Source organism: Colwellia sp. MB02u-6, assembly GCF_014077095.1.
GTDB lineage: Bacteria > Pseudomonadota > Gammaproteobacteria > Enterobacterales > Alteromonadaceae > Cognaticolwellia.
In genome coordinates, this window is the sequence record NZ_JACGVG010000026.1 from 14,858 (window position 1) to 31,630 (window position 16,773).

Below are 16,773 nucleotides of genomic sequence, written 5' to 3' on the forward strand. Positions count from 1 at the left end.
GTGTTTTAATTGACAATGCAGGTAGTATAAAACAAGCGAGAGAAAGTTATGTTTAACCCATTACCAATAGTGAGTGCCGCGATATTACTGCTAGTATCCACATTTTCTATATCGGCAGAATCGATATGGGGAGGGGATTACTTCCCAAATACTAAACTCATCACCCATGAAGGGAAAACAGTAAAATTTTTTGATGATTTAATTAAAGATAAGATTGTAGCGATAAACTTTATCTATACCAGTTGCCCTGATGTTTGCCCACTTGAAACCGCCCAACTGACGCGGGTGCAAAAGATAATGGGTGATAGAATTGGCAATGATGTTCATTTTTATTCCATAAGTATCGACCCAGAAAATGATACCCCAGCAGTATTGGCTGAATATCGTCAACGCTTTGGCGCAAAATGGACATTCCTGACTGGTGATAAAGAGGAAATTAAAGACTTACGCCGTAAGTTAGGCTTGTATGTTGAAGGCATAGATACCGGACCAAACAAAAATAATCATAACGTGAGTATGATTATCGGCAATCAAAAAACAGGTAGGTGGATGACCCGTTCACCTTTTGAGAACCCTCATGTTTTGGCTGACCAACTTGGTAACTGGTTAAGTGGATGGGTCTCCAAACAAGAAGGAGATGATTATGACACCGCTCCCGAATTGCGTTCACTCACCCTAGGAGAGCCAATTTTTAGAACCCGCTGTGCGACCTGCCATTCTGTCGATGGGGTTGAGAATGAAGATGATATTGGCCCGGATTTGTTAGGGGTCACAAAGCGTCGTGAACAGCAGTGGTTAATAAAATGGCTACGCAGCCCTGATAAAATGATAGCCAATAAAGATCCTATCGCGCTAGCGTTACTTAAAAAATACAATAATTTACCTATGCCGAATCTACGCCTTAATCAGCAGGAAGTTATGGAATTGATAACATACATGGATGAGTTACACGACCCAAATGCAGCCCCAGCTACATCTTTAGTGAGTAAGCTTAAAGCCTATCGACAGTCTAAGGTGGTTGCATTACCTGTTAGTGTTGACGTAGTTGCTGTCATGAATGCCTGGGTACGTGAAGCTCATCCCAAAGCAACAACAAACGCTGGTTTTATGACCCTTATCAATGTTAGTGACCAACCTGTGCGATTGATCGGAGCCAGCAGTCCGGATTTTGGAATAGTCGAATTTCACGAAATGAAAATGGAAGACGGTATGATGCAAATGAATGAGTTGGAAGAGCTCAACATCGAACCTGGCGCTCAGCTAAAATTTGAGTCAGGAGGAAAACATCTGATGTTAAAGTATCCTAAGAGGTCATTACAATACGGTGATCAAACTGAAATTACGCTGGAGTTTGCAGGCGGGGCGACTCAAATACTCTCACTTAAGATCATAAAAGATTATTAAGTTGCCTACACAAGATCTTATGTAGTCGCTTTGTAGCAAAACAGTTTCAGATTATTAACTGGGAAGCTGAGTTGAACGGTCTATACAAAATCAATGACATTTATTGTTAGCATAAAATTTTCGAGTAAATTTAATCTTGGAACCTGATCGCTATAGTACTAAATGATTCACTCATATCAAACAAAGATGGAATAAAAAAAACGGTACCCATTATGGGTAACGTTTTACGTTTAATAAGAGTGAGAATACTGTCTCCTAATTGGAGTTGTATATTGCACCTCCATTTATGGCTGTGCTTACTGTGAAGGCGCTTTTCTTGAGCGCGCTACCAGTACCGTGCATTTAGTCGCGAGAAAGTGACGGCTATTTTTTTATTGATCAAAGCAAAAAAAATGACTACTCAAGTTGTTGTTTTTATTTTATTTTATTTATATTTTCACTAATCACACTTGCACTTAATGTTACTCCTACAACATAACTCACAGCCAATAAATCACAGTTAACAGCATAAATTACAGTAAATTTTACACCGCTACTTTACCTTTAAGCGCATTGTTATTGTGTTGTGTAGGGCAAATTATTTTGTATTTTCTGCTGCTTATCCATCGGCTGTCACACTTACGTTATAAAACCTTCATCGTTCGGTCATTTTTCTTTTACCTTACTGTCATTTTTACTGCTTAGCATGCTAGTGGTGTTAATGCATCGGCATTAGCAAACTTACTTTAACTAAAAATAACACCAAAGGAAGCATTATGAACTCGACATGGGTTTCACTTTCAGTTTTGTCATCTTTTTTACTTTCTAGCGTCGCTGTTGCTGGGGTTTTACCCAACGTACAAAAAGACAGTCAGTGGTTTGTTGATGGTCAGCAATCAGTGATGGCTAAAACCAAACTAATAACACGTAATAAAGCTAAAAATGTCATTTTATTCGTCGGTGACGGCATGGGCTTATCAACCTTAACCGCTGCACGAATTTTAGCTGGGCAAAACGAAGGAAGACCAGGTGAAGAAGGCTACTTAAGTTTTGAAAAGTTTCCTTATTCTGCGCAAGTAAAAACCTATAATGTTGACGCACAAACGCCAGATTCTGCCGGCACAATGACCGCGATGATGTCAGGTGTGAAAACAGATGTTGGTGTGATTGGTGTTGATGAAGATATTGAACGCGGTGATTGTGCTTCACTCAGCGGTAACGAATTAGTCACGTCATTAGAAGTGGCTGAAATTAAAGGCTTGTCAACCGGCATTATTTCAACGGCACGTATTACCCATGCGACACCCGCGGCAACATTTGCAAAATCAGCGGATCGAAATTGGGAAGATATTTCTGATATGCCAGCAGCAGCCATAGCAGGAGGCTGTGTTGATATTGCAAGCCAACTTATTGATTTTGAAAAAAACTTAGAGCAACGTTTCCCAGGGGTAGATGTTGATGGGATTGAAGTGGCATTTGGCGGCGGTCGTCGACACTTTCTACCAAAAGATGCCAGCTTTAACAGTGCAGATGCCAGTAGTGCTGTTGAAGGCGATCGCACCGATGGTGTTGATTTAACCGCCAAATGGCAAGCACAATATCAAAACGGTCACTATATTGTCGATCAAGCAGGCTTCGATGCCATTGACGCGAGTAATACTGAGCGAGTGTTGGGACTATTTAATGAGTCGCATATGCAATACGAAGGCGATCGCAGTAATGATATTGCGGGTGAACCTTCGTTAACTGAACTCACTAGTAAAGCTATTGATATTCTTGATAATAACGACAAAGGCTTTTTTCTTGTTGTTGAGTCAGGGCGAATTGATCATGGTCACCATGCGGGCTCTGCTTATAATGCCTTAACTGATACCATCGAGTTCTCTAACGCAGTACAAGCCGCTATCAATAATACCAATTCGGAAGAAACATTAATTTTAGTTACGGCGGATCATAGCCATGTATTTACCATTGCCGGTTACCCAAAACGTGGTAATCCAATATTAGGTAAAGTGGTTAATGTTGGCGCAACTGAACCGGCTCTAGCAAGTGACGGCCTGCCGTATACCACCGTAGGTTATACCAATGGTAAAGGCTTTAGAAACTTGGTCAATGAAACCAATGCAGACCTGACTTATAACGATGATGCACTTGCCGGTCGTCAAGATCTAACCACAGTGGACACCACCACCACAGGATTTCATCAAGAGGCTACCGTGCCACTCAGTTCAGAAACCCATGCAGGTGAAGATATTAGTTTACACGCATCAGGACCTGGAGCGCACTTGGCACAAGGCGTTATCGAACAAAGTGTTGTGTTTCATATCATCAATCAATCACTTGGCTTAATTGCTAACTAACGGGCTAATCGAAAGGAATTAATCATGAAAACAGTAAAAAATTTATCATATGCCGTGTTGGCTGTATTAGCAGGTTGTGGCGGAGATGACGGTTCAAATGGTAGTAATGGTATTGACGGCGAAAGTGCTTTCAATAGTCTGGTTAGTCAAACCTTATTAAATGTTGGCCATGCACAATGCCTTAACGGTGGTGTAAAAATGGATTCAGGTGTTGATGATGATAGCTCTGGCGTATTGGATACTAATGAAGTCGATGCAACAGAATTTGTTTGTTCACCCACACTAACGCAAACACAAGGTTCGGCGTTGACTGCCACCACTCATAATTTATGGTATGAGCAAGGCCAAAGTGTTTTAGCGCAAGCCGCACTCAATACGCAGTCATTGGTAAATACTAAAGGCAAAGCGAGAAATATTATTCTGTTTGTTGGTGATGGTATGGGTATTTCTACTGTGACAGCAACACGCATTTTAGCAGGCCAACAGTTAGGAAAATTGGGTGAAGAACATCAATTAAGTTTTGATAAGTTCCCTTTTTCTGGTTTTGCTAAAACCTATAATGTTGATGCACAAACGCCAGATTCTGCGGGCACTATGACCGCGATGATGTCAGGGGTTAAGACCGATGCAGGCGTTATTGGTGTAAACGAGGCCATTAGTCGCGGCGATTGTGCTTCAGTCTCCGGTAATGAGCTAGTAACGGCATTAGAATTAGCAGAAATTGCCGGCAAATCAACAGGTATTATTTCTACTGCGCGAATTACGCATGCTACGCCAGCGGCAACTTATGCTAAATCGGCAGAGAGAAACTGGGAAGATAATTCTGATATGCCAGCTGCTGCTGTGGCTGCGGGCTGTGTTGATATTGCCTCACAATTGATTAGTTTTGAAAATGATATGCAAAGCCGATTTTCTGGCGCAAAAGTTAACGGCATAGAAGTAGTACTAGGCGGCGGAAGACGACACTTTTTACCAAAAGATGCTGACTTTAATAGTACCGATGCGGCCAGTGCTGTAGAGGGTGATAGAACCGATGGCCGAGATTTAACCGCAGAATGGCAAGCACAGTATCCAGCGGGCAGTTTCGTTACCGACCAAGCGGGCTTTGATGCGGTTGATGCTAATACCACGCCGCGCCTGTTTGGTTTATTTAATGAATCTCACATGCAGTATGAAGCCGATCGCGGTAATGACATTGCTGGTGAGCCGTCTTTACGTGAGATGACCAATAAAGCGATTGATATACTTGATAATAATGAGCAAGGGTTTTTCTTAATGGTGGAAGCTGGCAGGATTGATCATGGTCATCATGCGGGTAGTGCGCATGGCGCTTTAACCGATACGATTGCTTTTGCTGATGCGGTACAGGCCGCGGTTGATGCGACCAATCCCGAAGAAACCTTAATTATTGTTACCGCGGATCATAGTCATGTCTTTACGATGGCAGGCTATCCAAAACGCGGTAACCCCATTTTAGGTAAAGTGGTGAGTGTGGGTAGCACAGAACCAAGCCTAGCAAGTGACGGCATGCCATACACAACATTAGGTTATACCAATGGCAAAGGCTTTAGAGATTTAGGTGCAGAAACTAATGCCGATGTGAGTTATAGCGCTGACGCCGTCACTGGCCGTCAAGATCTTAGTATGGTGGATACGCAGTCTACGGGCTTTCATCAAGAAGCCTTAGTGCCAACAAGTTCGGAAACCCATGCGGGTGAAGATGTGGGTATTTACGCCCAGGGTCCTGGAGCGCATTTAATTACCGGTACCAATGAGCAAAGTGTGATTTTCCACGTGATGGATTATGCCGCAGATCTTGTTACAAAAGCTGAGCAAGCGCTAAATTAACTCGTGCTTTAGCAAATGCTGTAGCAGGGAAGTTGTCAGATTAAAAATGACAACTTCCTTTTATTTATTGACCTATTTACCTTGAGTTGGTTTTATTATGAAAATTATTTTAGCATTATTATGTCTTTTGTCTTTGAGCAGTAGCGCCAGTGAGTGCAATATTTCGCCTAATGTGATTAGTGCTTATTATCAACTAAGTACTCAAGTAGCTAATAGCAAGCGGATAACAAAGCCAGTTCAGCAATTGTTTGAACTACACCGCAATAATAATACCGTGCTGCAACGAAATGTCAGCGCAGGTATTAACGATATTTGGTTGTTGAACGGTAATCGACTATCGCTAAACCGAGCCTTTGAAATGTATCAACACACCATAGAATATCAACCCAATGAATTGAGACACCAGCCGCAGTGGCAAGATGCTTTTCAGTTGGTTATGACACCTGAAAAGCATCAGATGCAGCTGATAGAGCAGAAAAACTCGGGTTGTTTACTTGAGCAACACTTTGTACTGAAAGGTAAACACGGAGAATATCAGCTAACTTGGTTACCAAAATTACAGTTAGTAAAATTCTTTCAAGTAAAAGACACCGAGTTAACACGACAATGGCAGTTGACAAAATTTCAACCTAATGCAGAACAAACATTATCACTACTTAAGAAATATGCGAGTTACCAAAGCACAGATTATGCTGATATCGGTGATAATGAAGGTATCCCGTTTTTAGCCACAATGATTAACCAAGGTTTTTCAATGCCGGGATATAATCGTCCAGCTTTGGCTAACAAGGCGCATCAACATTAGGGCATTTGCTCTGCATAACAGCCAAGTTTTTATGTTAGCGGCAAGGGTGCTGGTTTTTTATTAGCCATTTAAAACCGTGAGCTCTTTGCTAGAGCCCATGGCCAGCTGCATTACTTTATCTTAGTGTTATGTCGTTGGAGGAATAACTTCACTTCAGTATTCAAATATTCATTACCTTAGGCGTCAGTCAATTCAGCGCATTAGTTTCCACTATATAAATGCTTGGTGATAACAGCGCTTTCTGCCAAGGTTTTATTCTCAGGCAGGTCGACAGCGCCACTGAGTAAGTAAATCACTTTTTCACCTTGGTCTGCTAAATCTAATGCGTGTTGGACATTAATCAAAATACTTGAGGCGATTGCTTGAGGAAACTTGCTAGCGTCACGTCGAATATATTCAATCAGGTCAATATTAACCGCTTGGTCGTAAAAAACCGCATCGGCAAATTGCATTTCTCGATGGGCATTAAGGGTTAAATGGTCGGGATTACCGTCACGTGTATGGATAAAAACAATTTCACCACTGGGTGGCGGCGCTTGTGTTTGTAAGCTGGCAATTAACTGTTGCTCAGCTGAAGTAGTTTTACCATCTAAAATGGCTTGTCCGATACTGCCGCGTAAAGTACGCTCCCAAAAAGTGCGACGCTCGCGTAAGCTTTTCACACGCGCTTTTACGTGGTCTCTAAATTTAAAAGAAAAGTCAGCTAATTTTCCATAGCCATTAGGTAATGTTTTTTCAATTTGCTCGCGTAACATCCGCAGCAAAATAGGTGCGCTGCCAGAACTCGACATAGAAATTATGATGGGACTTCGGTCAATAATAGCCGGGGTTATATAGGTGCACAGTTCAGGTTGGTCAACGACATTGGTCAGTAGTTTTAACTGAGTGCTCTCTGCTGCCACGGCGCTATTAACTTCCACACTGTCGGTGGCAGCAATGACAATATTACTCTTGCTAAGGTGGCCGGGTTGATAATTATGCTGGAGCCAAGTTAGTTGATGCAAATTCACCAAACGCTCAACGCTGCTATTAAGTGTTTCAGACATAATAGCAATGTTAGTTGTCGATTTTAATAACAGCTCTATTTTACGGGCCGCTACCTCACCGCCACCTATAATCATGGCGTTAATATGTTTAGCATCTAAATATATAGGAAAGTACTTCATTATTTAACTCTACTTTTTGGCTTTATTTATCAGCTTAGCGACACTGTGCCGATTAAGCTGGTAATCATTAAAAGGGGATTAATACTTTGCTAATGGCTAAGCCATTAGCGTCACCATAAATATATTGACCAGGTTTAAAGGTTAAGTCGGCAAAGTGAATAACCGGGTTAATTTCACCTTTACCAAGTTTTTCGGTTTTTATTGGGCAGCAGCCAAGGGCTTTTACCGCAATGGGTAAAGTTGCAATAGTACCCGCGTCACGAATACAGCCATTAATAACAATGGCTTGCCAGCCATTTTTTACTGCTAGCTCAGCTAGCATGTCACCGAGTAAGGCGTTAGTCATACTCGCTTTGCCATCAACCACCATCACTTTGTTGGTACCGTCGGTTGCCACTAGCTCTTTGACTTTTGAATTGTCATTAAGACAGCTGACAGTCACTACTTCGCCAAAGAATATAGTGTGACCACCATAGTCATTAAAAATTGGCTGAGCTAAGGAAAGCTGCTCGCTATGCTCATCAAATAAGTCGGGGAGTAGATCTAACATTTTTATTCCTAAGGTCTGCACGCTAGTATATTGCGTATAAATAAAGTTTTACTTTATCAGAACACGCCATTTATATCTGCGCAGCGTAAGTCATATCCGGTATAAAGCTAAGTTATTTTCCTTGGGTTAAAGTCATTTGGTAACCTGCATCAGTCTTGATATTATCTAAGGCCTTTGTTCATACGATCATAATAGCTTTTTAGATTTTGTAATCTTAGGGCTATATAAGTCACTGGCAAAGTTAGGCACTTGAAAGTTGAGTTCCACTGAGTTGGGAACAAAGCTCAGAAGAGCACTTTATCTTGGTAATTTGGTGCGCGGCTATTCGTGTTAATTAATTTATGTCGAGCATCATGTCGCTAGCTTGACTTTTTCTATCAAGCATTTGTTATATACCCAAGCCACTTGAATATGCAGATTTCAGCAAGTCGATAAAGGGTTAGCTACAAGGCATTGATTGAAGAGAATGGTTGTTCCATTGTCGAAATCAATAACGCCGTAGATGACCCTTTATCGTCTTGTCCATAGGGAACTAAGCTAGAAAAGCAGCCCTGCGTTGCAGCACTTGATAAGGGAATAAGCATTATCTTCATACTGCGCCTTGAGCTGATTTTCTAGCTTAACTCTGAAACGGCATCTTCAAGTGGTTTGGGTATACACTAGCCTCTTTACCGACAATGTTGAGTGGTTACGAGCAAGCTAATACAGCTGTAAACCTTAAGAGTCATGATATTGTTTTTATCATTTTCATCATTTTTATAGCGTTTATTTTGCTATTACTATAGCAATGACGAAAGGCTATCAATAGCTAGATTATCTGTAGTTATTGCTAGAGTATATGGCTAAAGTAGCTATTTTGTCGCGGTAGAGGATGATAAACTAGTAAAAAATTTTAATGAGAAAAAACATGCCTTGGATCCAGCTTAGATTAAGTGCCAATGAAGAGACAGCTGAAAAATATAGCGATTGGTTGAGCGCTTGTGGCGCACAAGCGGTGACCTTTATTGACGCTAAAGATACACCTATATATGAGCCACTACCTGGTGATGAAGTCATTTACTGGAATAATACTGTAGTAATGGGCTTATATGATGCCAGTCATGATATGGACAAGGTGTTGAATTATTTAAAAGGTATTCATCCAGACAAAGCTAAAATGGTCTATAAGCTTGAACAGCTGGAAGACAAAGATTGGGAACGTGAATGGATGGACAATTTTCATCCGATGAAATTTGGCCAACGTTTATGGATTTGTCCAAGCTGGCGTGATGTTCCTGACCCGAGTGCGGTGAACGTTATGCTTGATCCCGGACTAGCATTTGGTACAGGCACCCACCCAACAACCGCTTTATGTTTAACTTGGCTGGACGGTTTAGATTTAGTCGGCAAAACAGTGGTTGATTTTGGTTGTGGCTCAGGTATTTTGTCATTAGCAGCGCTTAAATTAGGCGCAAAAAAAGTTATTGGTATTGATATCGATCCACAGGCGTTACAAGCGAGTTTAGAAAACGCTAAACGCAACCAATGTGAAGACCGTTTGGCATTATTTTTACCGAAAGACCAACCTGAGTTTAAAGCCGATGTGGTAGTGGCAAATATTTTAGCCGGACCATTACGTGAACTTGCTCCGGTTATTATCAACTATCTAGCGAGCAACGGTGTGCTTGCTTTGTCTGGTGTTTTAGAAGAGCAAGCCGAACAATTACAAACTCAGTATGCTGAATTTTGTCAGATGGACGCTATTGCTGTTCAAGACGAATGGGTGCGTTTATCTGGTGTTCGTTATTAGTTTGTTATCAGTTGGCGATTAATGGCCTAAAAATGAGCAGCTTTTGTTATCAAATTGTACAGAAACTGCTCGCATCAACACTTTAGAAAATGTCAACACAAAAAACGTGAAAAAAAGCGCGTTTTGTTCAATTTATATCCTTTTCAATCCCAAAAAAAACACGTAAACTTAGCGCCCTTTTGACTAGTAGCTCAAAAAAACAGCAGCGTGAAGATAGGTCCATACACTTTAGCAAGCAATACTATGCTTGCACCCATGGCGGGTATTACCGATCAACCATTTAGACAACTATGTTGTCAGATGGGGGCAGGCTTAGCGGTATCTGAAATGATGTCATCTAATCCAAAAGTGTGGAATACCGGCAAATCTCAGCGTCGAATGTTGCATAGCGAAGAAGCAGGTATTCGTTCCGTACAAATCGCAGGCTCGGATCCTGAAGAATTAGCTTTTGCGGCTAAGCATAATGCTGATAATGGTGCGCAAATTATTGATATCAATATGGGCTGCCCAGCAAAAAAGGTAAATAAAAAATTGGCAGGTTCAGCGTTACTGAAAGAGCCAGCATTAGTCGAGCAAATTATTAAAGCTGTGGTTGATGCGGTGGATATTCCAGTCACGTTAAAAATTCGAACCGGCTGGTGTGAAAGCACTCGCAATGGTATTGAAATAGCCAATATTGCTGAGCATAACGGCATACAATCACTTGCGGTGCATGGCCGTACTCGTAATGACTTTTATAAAGGTAATGCAGAGTACGACACCATTAAAGCAATCAAGCAAGCGGTGAATATTCCAGTTGTTGCTAATGGTGATATTACTTGCGCCGAAAAAGCGGAGCAAGTGCTGAATTACACTGGGGCTGATGCCATTATGGTTGGTCGTGGTGCCCAAGGGAGACCTTGGATTTTTCGAGAAATTAATTATTTCTTGAAAACGGGTAGGCATTTGCCTGCTCCTTCAACGGATGAAGTACGCACAATTTTGATTGGGCATGTAATGGAATTACACAAATTTTACGGTGAATTTATGGGTTTACGTTTTGCCCGTAAACATGTTTCTTGGTACATGCAAACGCATGAACAAGGAAAATCGTTTCGTTCTATTTTTAATGCACTCGAGTCAGTTACTGAACAACTTGACGCATTAACTATGTATTTTGATAATTTAACTTTAGAAAGAGTCTGAACTTTATGTTTGAACAAAATATTTCCTCTCCATTTATTACCGGTGACCTACAAACTCAGACAAAGGCCTCGCCTTTACGCACACAAGCAAAAGTAGCCATTAAAAACTACTTGTCTCAGTTAAACGGTAATGACGTTGATGATATGTACGACCTTGTACTTTCAGAAATTGAAGCGCCAATGCTTGAAGAAGTCATGCAATATACGCGCGGTAACCAAACCCGCGCCGCTAACTTATTAGGCATCAACCGCGGTACTTTACGTAAAAAGTTAAAAAAATACGGCATGAACTAAGAAGTACGACAGGCTAGCCTGTCAATTTAAAGCACCCTCGGGTGCTTTTTTGTTTTTAGAGAAATAAAAGTTATCCAAGCAGTCAGCTTTTACGCCATCTAAAAACTATCGCATATCAATAATGTAAAACAGATATGTGTCATAGGCCAGACAACCATTTTAATTTATAGGTAATTAGAAAACCATGGATACACCACGCCCAATCAAACGTGCACTATTAAGTGTTTCAGATAAAACCGGTATTGTTGAATTTGCTCGCTCGTTATCACAAAAAGGTGTTGACCTTTTATCAACTGGCGGCACCGCTAAGTTATTGGCCGAAAATGGCATTAAAGTCACTGAAGTATCTGATTACACCGGGCATCCAGAAATTATGGATGGTCGAGTTAAAACTTTACACCCGAAAGTTCATGGCGGTATTTTAGCGCGTCGTGGTATCGACGAAACTGTTATGGTTGAAAACGACATCAGTGCGATAGATTTGGTGGTGGTAAATCTTTACCCATTTGCCAATGCCGTTGCGGATGAAAACTGTTCACTAGAAAATGCCATTGAAAACATCGATATTGGTGGCCCAACTATGGTGCGTGCAGCCGCTAAAAATCATAAAGACGTCACCATCGTGGTCAATGCCCATGACTATGACCGTGTTTTAGCAGAGATGGCGACAAACAATAATTCTTTGGTTTATCAAACACGTTTTGATTTGGCTATTGCTGCCTATGAACACACTGCAGCTTACGACGGTATGATTGCTAACTACTTTGGTAAAATGTTACCCGCGTATGGCATAACTGAATCTGCAGCTTCTGTTGACTCATCAGTAGGTGAAAAAGTTAAATTTCCACGTACCTTTAACAGCCAGTTTATTAAAACTCAAGATTTACGTTATGGTGAGAATTCGCATCAAGAAGCAGCTTTTTACAAAGAAGCGAATCCTGAGGCAGCGTCAGTTTCTACTGCAACTCAATTGCAAGGGAAAGCCTTATCTTATAACAACATTGCTGATACTGATGCAGCATTAGAGTGTGTTAAAGAATTTGACGAACCAGCTTGTGTTATTGTCAAACATGCAAACCCGTGTGGTGTTGCTATTGGTGATAATATTTTAGCGGCTTATGAAGGCGCTTATAAGACGGATCCAACGTCTGCTTTTGGTGGCATCATAGCGTTTAACCGTGAGTTAGATGCCGATACTGCGCAAGCAATCGTTTCTCGTCAATTTGTTGAAGTTATTATCGCACCTAGTGTGTCAGATGCAGCTGCAAAAATTGTTGCCACTAAAGCTAACCTGCGTTTATTGGTCTGTGGTCAATGGACAAGTAAAACTACTGGTTTTGATTTTAAACGCGTTAACGGTGGTTTATTAGTCCAAGATACGGATCAAGGTAGCGTAACAAGTGACGACTTAACGGTAGTGACTAAACGCCAACCCACGGACGAAGAGATGCGTGATTTACAATTTTGTTGGAAAGTAGCAAAATTTGTTAAGTCAAACGCAATTGTGTACGTTAAAAATAGTGCAACTATCGGGGTTGGTGCAGGCCAAATGAGCCGAGTTTACTCAGCAAAAGTAGCGGGTATTAAAGCGGCAGATGAAAATCTTGAAGTTAAAGGCTCTGTTATGGCATCAGATGCATTTTTCCCCTTTCGTGATGGTTTGGACGCCGCTGCTGAAGCTGGCATTACTGCGGTAATTCAGCCAGGTGGCTCTATGCGTGATAATGAAGTTATTGCTGCAGCAGATGAGCATAATATTGCTATGGTATTCACTGGCATGCGTCACTTTCGTCATTAAGTCACCATGGTAAAATAAAAACACTCAGATAGAATCAATTATTCTGAGTGTTTTTATTGCAGAAATCATGCTGAGTAGTGTCTGTGTAATAAAATTAATCATTAGACACACTCAATTAAGTTCAAATGCTGTTTTTTGTCGATAAGATAAGAGTAACGGCACTGATCATCTGAAAGAAATCTGCTATAACTAGCCAGTATAAAAATTCACTAGTTAATGGAAGATAACAATGCATACAAAAGCTCAAACTCTCAAAAAAGTTTTCACCGCGTCTATCGTGTCTGCAACTTTATTATGTTCTGGTTTTGTTAACGCTCATCAGGATGCTCATCAGCAAAGTCAGCTTGAAAAAGCTATCACTGGAGAACATCGCTCAGCAAAAAATAAAGTGCGTGATGCATATCGTCATCCGTTACAAACTTTAGCATTTTTTGGTTTTGATCCGTCAATGACAGTGGTTGAAATTACTCCCGGTGGTGGTTGGTACACTGAAATTTTAGCCCCAGCAGTAAAAGGTAAAGGTAAACTTTACGGTGCTCATTATCCTGATACTGGCGAAGATAACTATTATAGTAATTCACGTAAAAAGCTAGTTGAAAAATTAGCCAGTGATGTCGTATTTAGTGAAGTAGAGTTAACTAACTTTATTCCACGTCAAGCAAGTGAACTTGCTCCGGTAGGTACTGCCGATTTGGTACTGACTTTTCGTAATTTACATAACTGGCGTGATGAAGGTGTAGAACAAGTTTTTAAAGACGCTTACAAAGCATTGAAAAAAGGCGGCGTATTAGGTGTGGTAGAGCATCGTCTACCTGAAGGCGCCGACGCTGAAAAAGCAAAGGGTTATGTATCGCAAAGCAAAACTATTGCACAAGCCAAAGCGGCAGGGTTTACTTTAGAAGCAAGCAGTGAAATCAACGCTAATGCTAAAGATATGGCCATCTATCCAAAAGGTGTATGGACCTTACCGCCGGTATTACGTTTAGGTGAACAAGATAAAGCAAAATATATAGCGATTGGCGAAAGCGATCGTATGACATTAAAATTTGTAAAATAACATAATTGAGCTGCTATAACTTGACCTCTGCAGGTTATAGCAATTTTAAAATATTAGGAATGTAAGTAAATGAATGTTTTGGTCATTGGTAATGGCGGTCGTGAGCACGCATTAGCGTGGAAAGCTGCACAATCATCTTCAGTAACAAAAGTATTTGTTGCACCAGGTAATGCAGGAACGGCTACAGAAGCCAAGTTGGAAAATATTGCAATATCAGCTGGCGACATTCCAGCCTTGGTCGACTTTGCCAAGAGTAACCAGGTTGTGCTAACTATCGTTGGGCCTGAACAGCCTTTAGTAGATGGCATTGTTGATGCTTTTCAAGCAGAAGATTTAATGATTTTCGGACCGAGTGCAAAAGCGGCACAACTTGAAGGTTCAAAATCATTTACTAAAGACTTTTTAGCAAGAAATAATATCCCTACCGGTAGTTATCAAACCTTCACTGAAATCGACCCCGCACTTGCGTACGTTCGTGCACAAGGTGCGCCAATCGTTGTTAAAGCTGATGGCCTTGCCGCTGGCAAAGGCGTTATTGTTGCGATGACGTTAAAAGAAGCTGAAGACGGTATTAAAGATATGCTTGCCGGCAATGCTTTTGGTGATGCGGGTCATCGTGTGGTGATTGAAGAATTCTTAGCAGGTGAAGAAGCTAGCTTTATTGTTATGGTCGATGGCAAGAATGTTTTAGCCTTTGCTACCAGCCAAGATCATAAGCGTGCCTATAATGGTGATAAAGGGCCAAACACTGGTGGTATGGGCGCTTATTCTCCAGCACCGGTTGTGACACCAGAGATCCACCAACGCGCTATGAATGAAGTTATCATGCCAACCGTTGAAGGCATGGCCAGAGAAGGTGCACCTTATACCGGATTTTTGTACGCGGGCTTGATGATTGACACTGATGGCACCCCAAAAGTTATTGAATATAATTGTCGTTTTGGTGACCCTGAAACTCAGCCAATCATGATGCGATTAAAGTCTGATCTGGTTGAGTTGTGTATAATGGCTTGTCGTGGTGAGTTAGACCAAGCAACAATCGATTTTGATCCACGTCCTGCAGTTGGTGTGGTAATGGCGGCAGCTAAATACCCTGCTAGTTATCCTAAAGGCGATGTTATTTCTGGTCTAGAGACAAATACTGCCAGTGATCGAAAAATATTCCATGCAGGCACAGTTGAAAAAGATGGTGCAATAGTCACTTCAGGCGGTCGTGTCTTGTGCGCAACAGCATTAGGTAATAATGTCACTCAAGCGCAGCAATCAGCCTATGAATTATTAAAACAAATTTCTTGGCAAGGCGTTGAGTATCGAACTGATATCGCTTATCGAGCGATGGAGCGTGAACAAAGTTAATTTAGCGCAATAACAATCGTATAATATTGTCATATAAAAAAGCCCAGTAATTACTGGGCTTTTTTATATGACAATTAAGTGCTTAGTTACTAAGTTTTGCTAAGGTTTCTTCTTTTGCACCACCGGCTATTGCAGCAGCAATTGCTGAATCTCTATCAAATCCTAAATCAATAGCGGCTTTCACAATAGCATTGTTATGATTATCAGTGCTTTGATTAACCGCGGTGGTAATTACTCGGTCTGCTTCGCCAGGAAATAAAGCTAATATATCTTTAACTATATTACTTGCCTGTGCCGGTATGGCAGTCATAGCTGCTGTTAAAATATTCAATATCTGGCTGGGGTAATTTGATGCGGTGTTGTTAACGATGTTACTAACGTCGTAAGGTTCAGTCCTGATGGCAACTCGGACAATATTTTCTATTTCACTTGGATTAAATTTAACCGCGGTATTAACTATTTCTTGAGCATAAGCGGGTTCTGCGGTAATCGCTATTTCAACCAGCTCAGTACTAGGGGCAACTTTAGCTTTAATCGAATTTTGTATAACATCGCAGGCCAAAACAGGCTGGGCAGATAAAGCACCCAACATGATTTCACGATATTTTTCTGGGTATCGAGCAAAAGCCACCGCCATAACAACATCGACTTTCTCTGGATAGCGTGAAAGTATCGCATGGACACTACTTTGAATTGTTCTCTGTTTCTTTACTTGTTGGTTTAATATCTTAGCAATCAAACGTTCATGTTTATATTCGGCAATATCCTTCGCCACAACTGTACTACTAATGCCAGCAAGCATTAACAAGATGATAAGTTTTTTCATTTGTTATGCTCTCTGTACAAACACCGTGGTGAAGGCCACTTTATCTGTAGTTTGTTATTATTATTATGCGCAAAGACAATATAGAGCATAAAGTACATTATATCTCCTGTTTATTTGTACATAAAAATAGGGTTTTAGGAAAAATTGCTAGCCAAATTTTGCTAACTACGTGGTGATTAGTCCGTAAAGTAGTCGAATAGTTCAATTAAAAAGCAAACAGTTATTTAATCGCAATTTAATTGATATTAAGGGTTGACGTGAAGCGAGAAATCTCTAGAATGCGCTCCAGTTCCAAGGGGTAACCCAAACGAACGGTTATAATGAGTTATCTAATCTAGCCTAGGCTGATTAAGTTAA

General features: G+C 40.9%; 14 protein-coding genes. 10 read left to right on the plus strand and 4 right to left on the minus strand.

Annotated elements, in window-relative coordinates; translation table 11 throughout:
* Nucleotides 1-48 precede the first annotated feature (48 nt).
* From H4J46_RS02330 to H4J46_RS02345, 4 genes are all read left to right on the plus strand, one after another.
* The gene (locus H4J46_RS02330; protein WP_182231968.1) at nucleotides 49-1,404 is read left to right on the plus strand and encodes a copper chaperone PCu(A)C; all 1,356 of its coding nucleotides are present in this window, start codon (nucleotides 49-51) and stop codon (nucleotides 1,402-1,404) included.
* Nucleotides 1,405-2,159: 755 nt separating this feature from the next.
* On the plus strand, nucleotides 2,160-3,743 hold the full coding sequence (locus H4J46_RS02335) for an alkaline phosphatase (RefSeq protein WP_182231969.1): 1,584 nt from the start codon (nucleotides 2,160-2,162) through the stop codon (nucleotides 3,741-3,743).
* Between the two features lie 24 nt (nucleotides 3,744-3,767).
* Nucleotides 3,768-5,591 carry an alkaline phosphatase gene (locus tag H4J46_RS02340; RefSeq protein ID WP_182231970.1) on the plus strand — a complete coding sequence of 608 codons (1,824 nt, stop codon included), beginning with the start codon at nucleotides 3,768-3,770 and terminating at the stop codon, nucleotides 5,589-5,591.
* A gap of 97 nt (nucleotides 5,592-5,688) precedes the next feature.
* Nucleotides 5,689-6,396 carry a hypothetical protein gene (locus H4J46_RS02345; protein ID WP_182231971.1) on the plus strand — a complete coding sequence of 236 codons (708 nt, stop codon included), beginning with the start codon at nucleotides 5,689-5,691 and terminating at the stop codon, nucleotides 6,394-6,396.
* Between the two features lie 200 nt (nucleotides 6,397-6,596).
* On the opposite strand, the gene H4J46_RS02350 is transcribed toward H4J46_RS02345, so the two are convergent.
* The 3 genes from H4J46_RS02350 to H4J46_RS02360 form a co-directional block, all read right to left on the minus strand.
* On the minus strand, nucleotides 6,597-7,562 hold the full coding sequence (locus H4J46_RS02350; protein WP_182231972.1) for an NAD(P)-dependent oxidoreductase: 966 nt from the start codon (nucleotides 7,560-7,562) through the stop codon (nucleotides 6,597-6,599).
* Nucleotides 7,563-7,629: 67 nt separating this feature from the next.
* The gene (locus H4J46_RS02355; protein ID WP_182231973.1) at nucleotides 7,630-8,112 is read right to left on the minus strand and encodes a putative 4-hydroxy-4-methyl-2-oxoglutarate aldolase; all 483 of its coding nucleotides are present in this window, start codon (nucleotides 8,110-8,112) and stop codon (nucleotides 7,630-7,632) included.
* 443 nt (nucleotides 8,113-8,555) lie between these two features.
* Nucleotides 8,556-8,705: a hypothetical protein gene (locus tag H4J46_RS02360; protein ID WP_182231974.1), complete on the minus strand. Its 150-nt coding sequence runs from the start codon at nucleotides 8,703-8,705 to the stop codon at nucleotides 8,556-8,558.
* 314 nt (nucleotides 8,706-9,019) lie between these two features.
* Here H4J46_RS02360 and prmA point away from each other — a divergent pair, with 314 nt between their 5' ends.
* The 6 genes from prmA to purD all read left to right on the plus strand — a co-directional run bounded on the left by prmA (nucleotide 9,020) and on the right by purD (nucleotide 15,590).
* On the plus strand, nucleotides 9,020-9,901 hold the full coding sequence (prmA, locus tag H4J46_RS02365; protein ID WP_182192496.1) for a 50S ribosomal protein L11 methyltransferase: 882 nt from the start codon (nucleotides 9,020-9,022) through the stop codon (nucleotides 9,899-9,901).
* 207 nt (nucleotides 9,902-10,108) lie between these two features.
* Nucleotides 10,109-11,086, plus strand: a complete 978-nt coding sequence (gene dusB / locus H4J46_RS02370; RefSeq protein WP_182231975.1) for a tRNA dihydrouridine synthase DusB — start codon at nucleotides 10,109-10,111, stop codon at nucleotides 11,084-11,086.
* A gap of 5 nt (nucleotides 11,087-11,091) precedes the next feature.
* Complete coding sequence (gene fis, locus H4J46_RS02375) at nucleotides 11,092-11,379, plus strand: DNA-binding transcriptional regulator Fis (RefSeq protein WP_044832893.1); 288 nt, start codon at nucleotides 11,092-11,094, stop codon at nucleotides 11,377-11,379.
* A 184-nt stretch (nucleotides 11,380-11,563) separates the two neighbouring features.
* Complete coding sequence (purH, locus tag H4J46_RS02380; RefSeq protein ID WP_182231976.1) at nucleotides 11,564-13,177, plus strand: bifunctional phosphoribosylaminoimidazolecarboxamide formyltransferase/IMP cyclohydrolase; 1,614 nt, start codon at nucleotides 11,564-11,566, stop codon at nucleotides 13,175-13,177.
* 229 nt (nucleotides 13,178-13,406) lie between these two features.
* Nucleotides 13,407-14,234: a class I SAM-dependent methyltransferase gene (locus H4J46_RS02385; protein ID WP_182231977.1), complete on the plus strand. Its 828-nt coding sequence runs from the start codon at nucleotides 13,407-13,409 to the stop codon at nucleotides 14,232-14,234.
* 69 nt (nucleotides 14,235-14,303) lie between these two features.
* Nucleotides 14,304-15,590, plus strand: a complete 1,287-nt coding sequence (purD, locus tag H4J46_RS02390; RefSeq protein WP_182231978.1) for a phosphoribosylamine--glycine ligase — start codon at nucleotides 14,304-14,306, stop codon at nucleotides 15,588-15,590.
* Between the two features lie 82 nt (nucleotides 15,591-15,672).
* Here the strand turns inward: purD and H4J46_RS02395 are convergent, their stop codons facing one another.
* Entirely contained in the window at nucleotides 15,673-16,416 is a 744-nt protein-coding gene (locus H4J46_RS02395; protein ID WP_182231979.1) for a hypothetical protein, read from the minus strand.
* Between the last annotated feature and the right edge of the window lie 357 nt (nucleotides 16,417-16,773).

Bases quoted from the DNA above. Each gene is read 5' to 3' on its own strand.
- H4J46_RS02330 (WP_182231968.1), top strand. From the start codon at position 49: ATGTTTAACCCATTACCAATAGTGAGTGCCGCGATATTACTGCTAGTA.
- H4J46_RS02335 (WP_182231969.1), top strand. From the start codon at position 2,160: ATGAACTCGACATGGGTTTCACTTTCAGTTTTGTCATCTTTTTTACTT.
- H4J46_RS02340 (WP_182231970.1), top strand. From the start codon at position 3,768: ATGAAAACAGTAAAAAATTTATCATATGCCGTGTTGGCTGTATTAGCA.
- H4J46_RS02345 (WP_182231971.1), top strand. From the start codon at position 5,689: ATGAAAATTATTTTAGCATTATTATGTCTTTTGTCTTTGAGCAGTAGC.
- H4J46_RS02350 (WP_182231972.1), bottom strand. From the start codon at position 7,562: ATGAAGTACTTTCCTATATATTTAGATGCTAAACATATTAACGCCATG.
- H4J46_RS02355 (WP_182231973.1), bottom strand. From the start codon at position 8,112: ATGTTAGATCTACTCCCCGACTTATTTGATGAGCATAGCGAGCAGCTT.
- H4J46_RS02360 (WP_182231974.1), bottom strand. From the start codon at position 8,705: ATGAAGATAATGCTTATTCCCTTATCAAGTGCTGCAACGCAGGGCTGC.
- prmA (WP_182192496.1), top strand. From the start codon at position 9,020: ATGCCTTGGATCCAGCTTAGATTAAGTGCCAATGAAGAGACAGCTGAA.
- fis (WP_044832893.1), top strand. From the start codon at position 11,092: ATGTTTGAACAAAATATTTCCTCTCCATTTATTACCGGTGACCTACAA.
- purH (WP_182231976.1), top strand. From the start codon at position 11,564: ATGGATACACCACGCCCAATCAAACGTGCACTATTAAGTGTTTCAGAT.
- H4J46_RS02385 (WP_182231977.1), top strand. From the start codon at position 13,407: ATGCATACAAAAGCTCAAACTCTCAAAAAAGTTTTCACCGCGTCTATC.
- purD (WP_182231978.1), top strand. From the start codon at position 14,304: ATGAATGTTTTGGTCATTGGTAATGGCGGTCGTGAGCACGCATTAGCG.
- H4J46_RS02395 (WP_182231979.1), bottom strand. From the start codon at position 16,416: ATGAAAAAACTTATCATCTTGTTAATGCTTGCTGGCATTAGTAGTACA.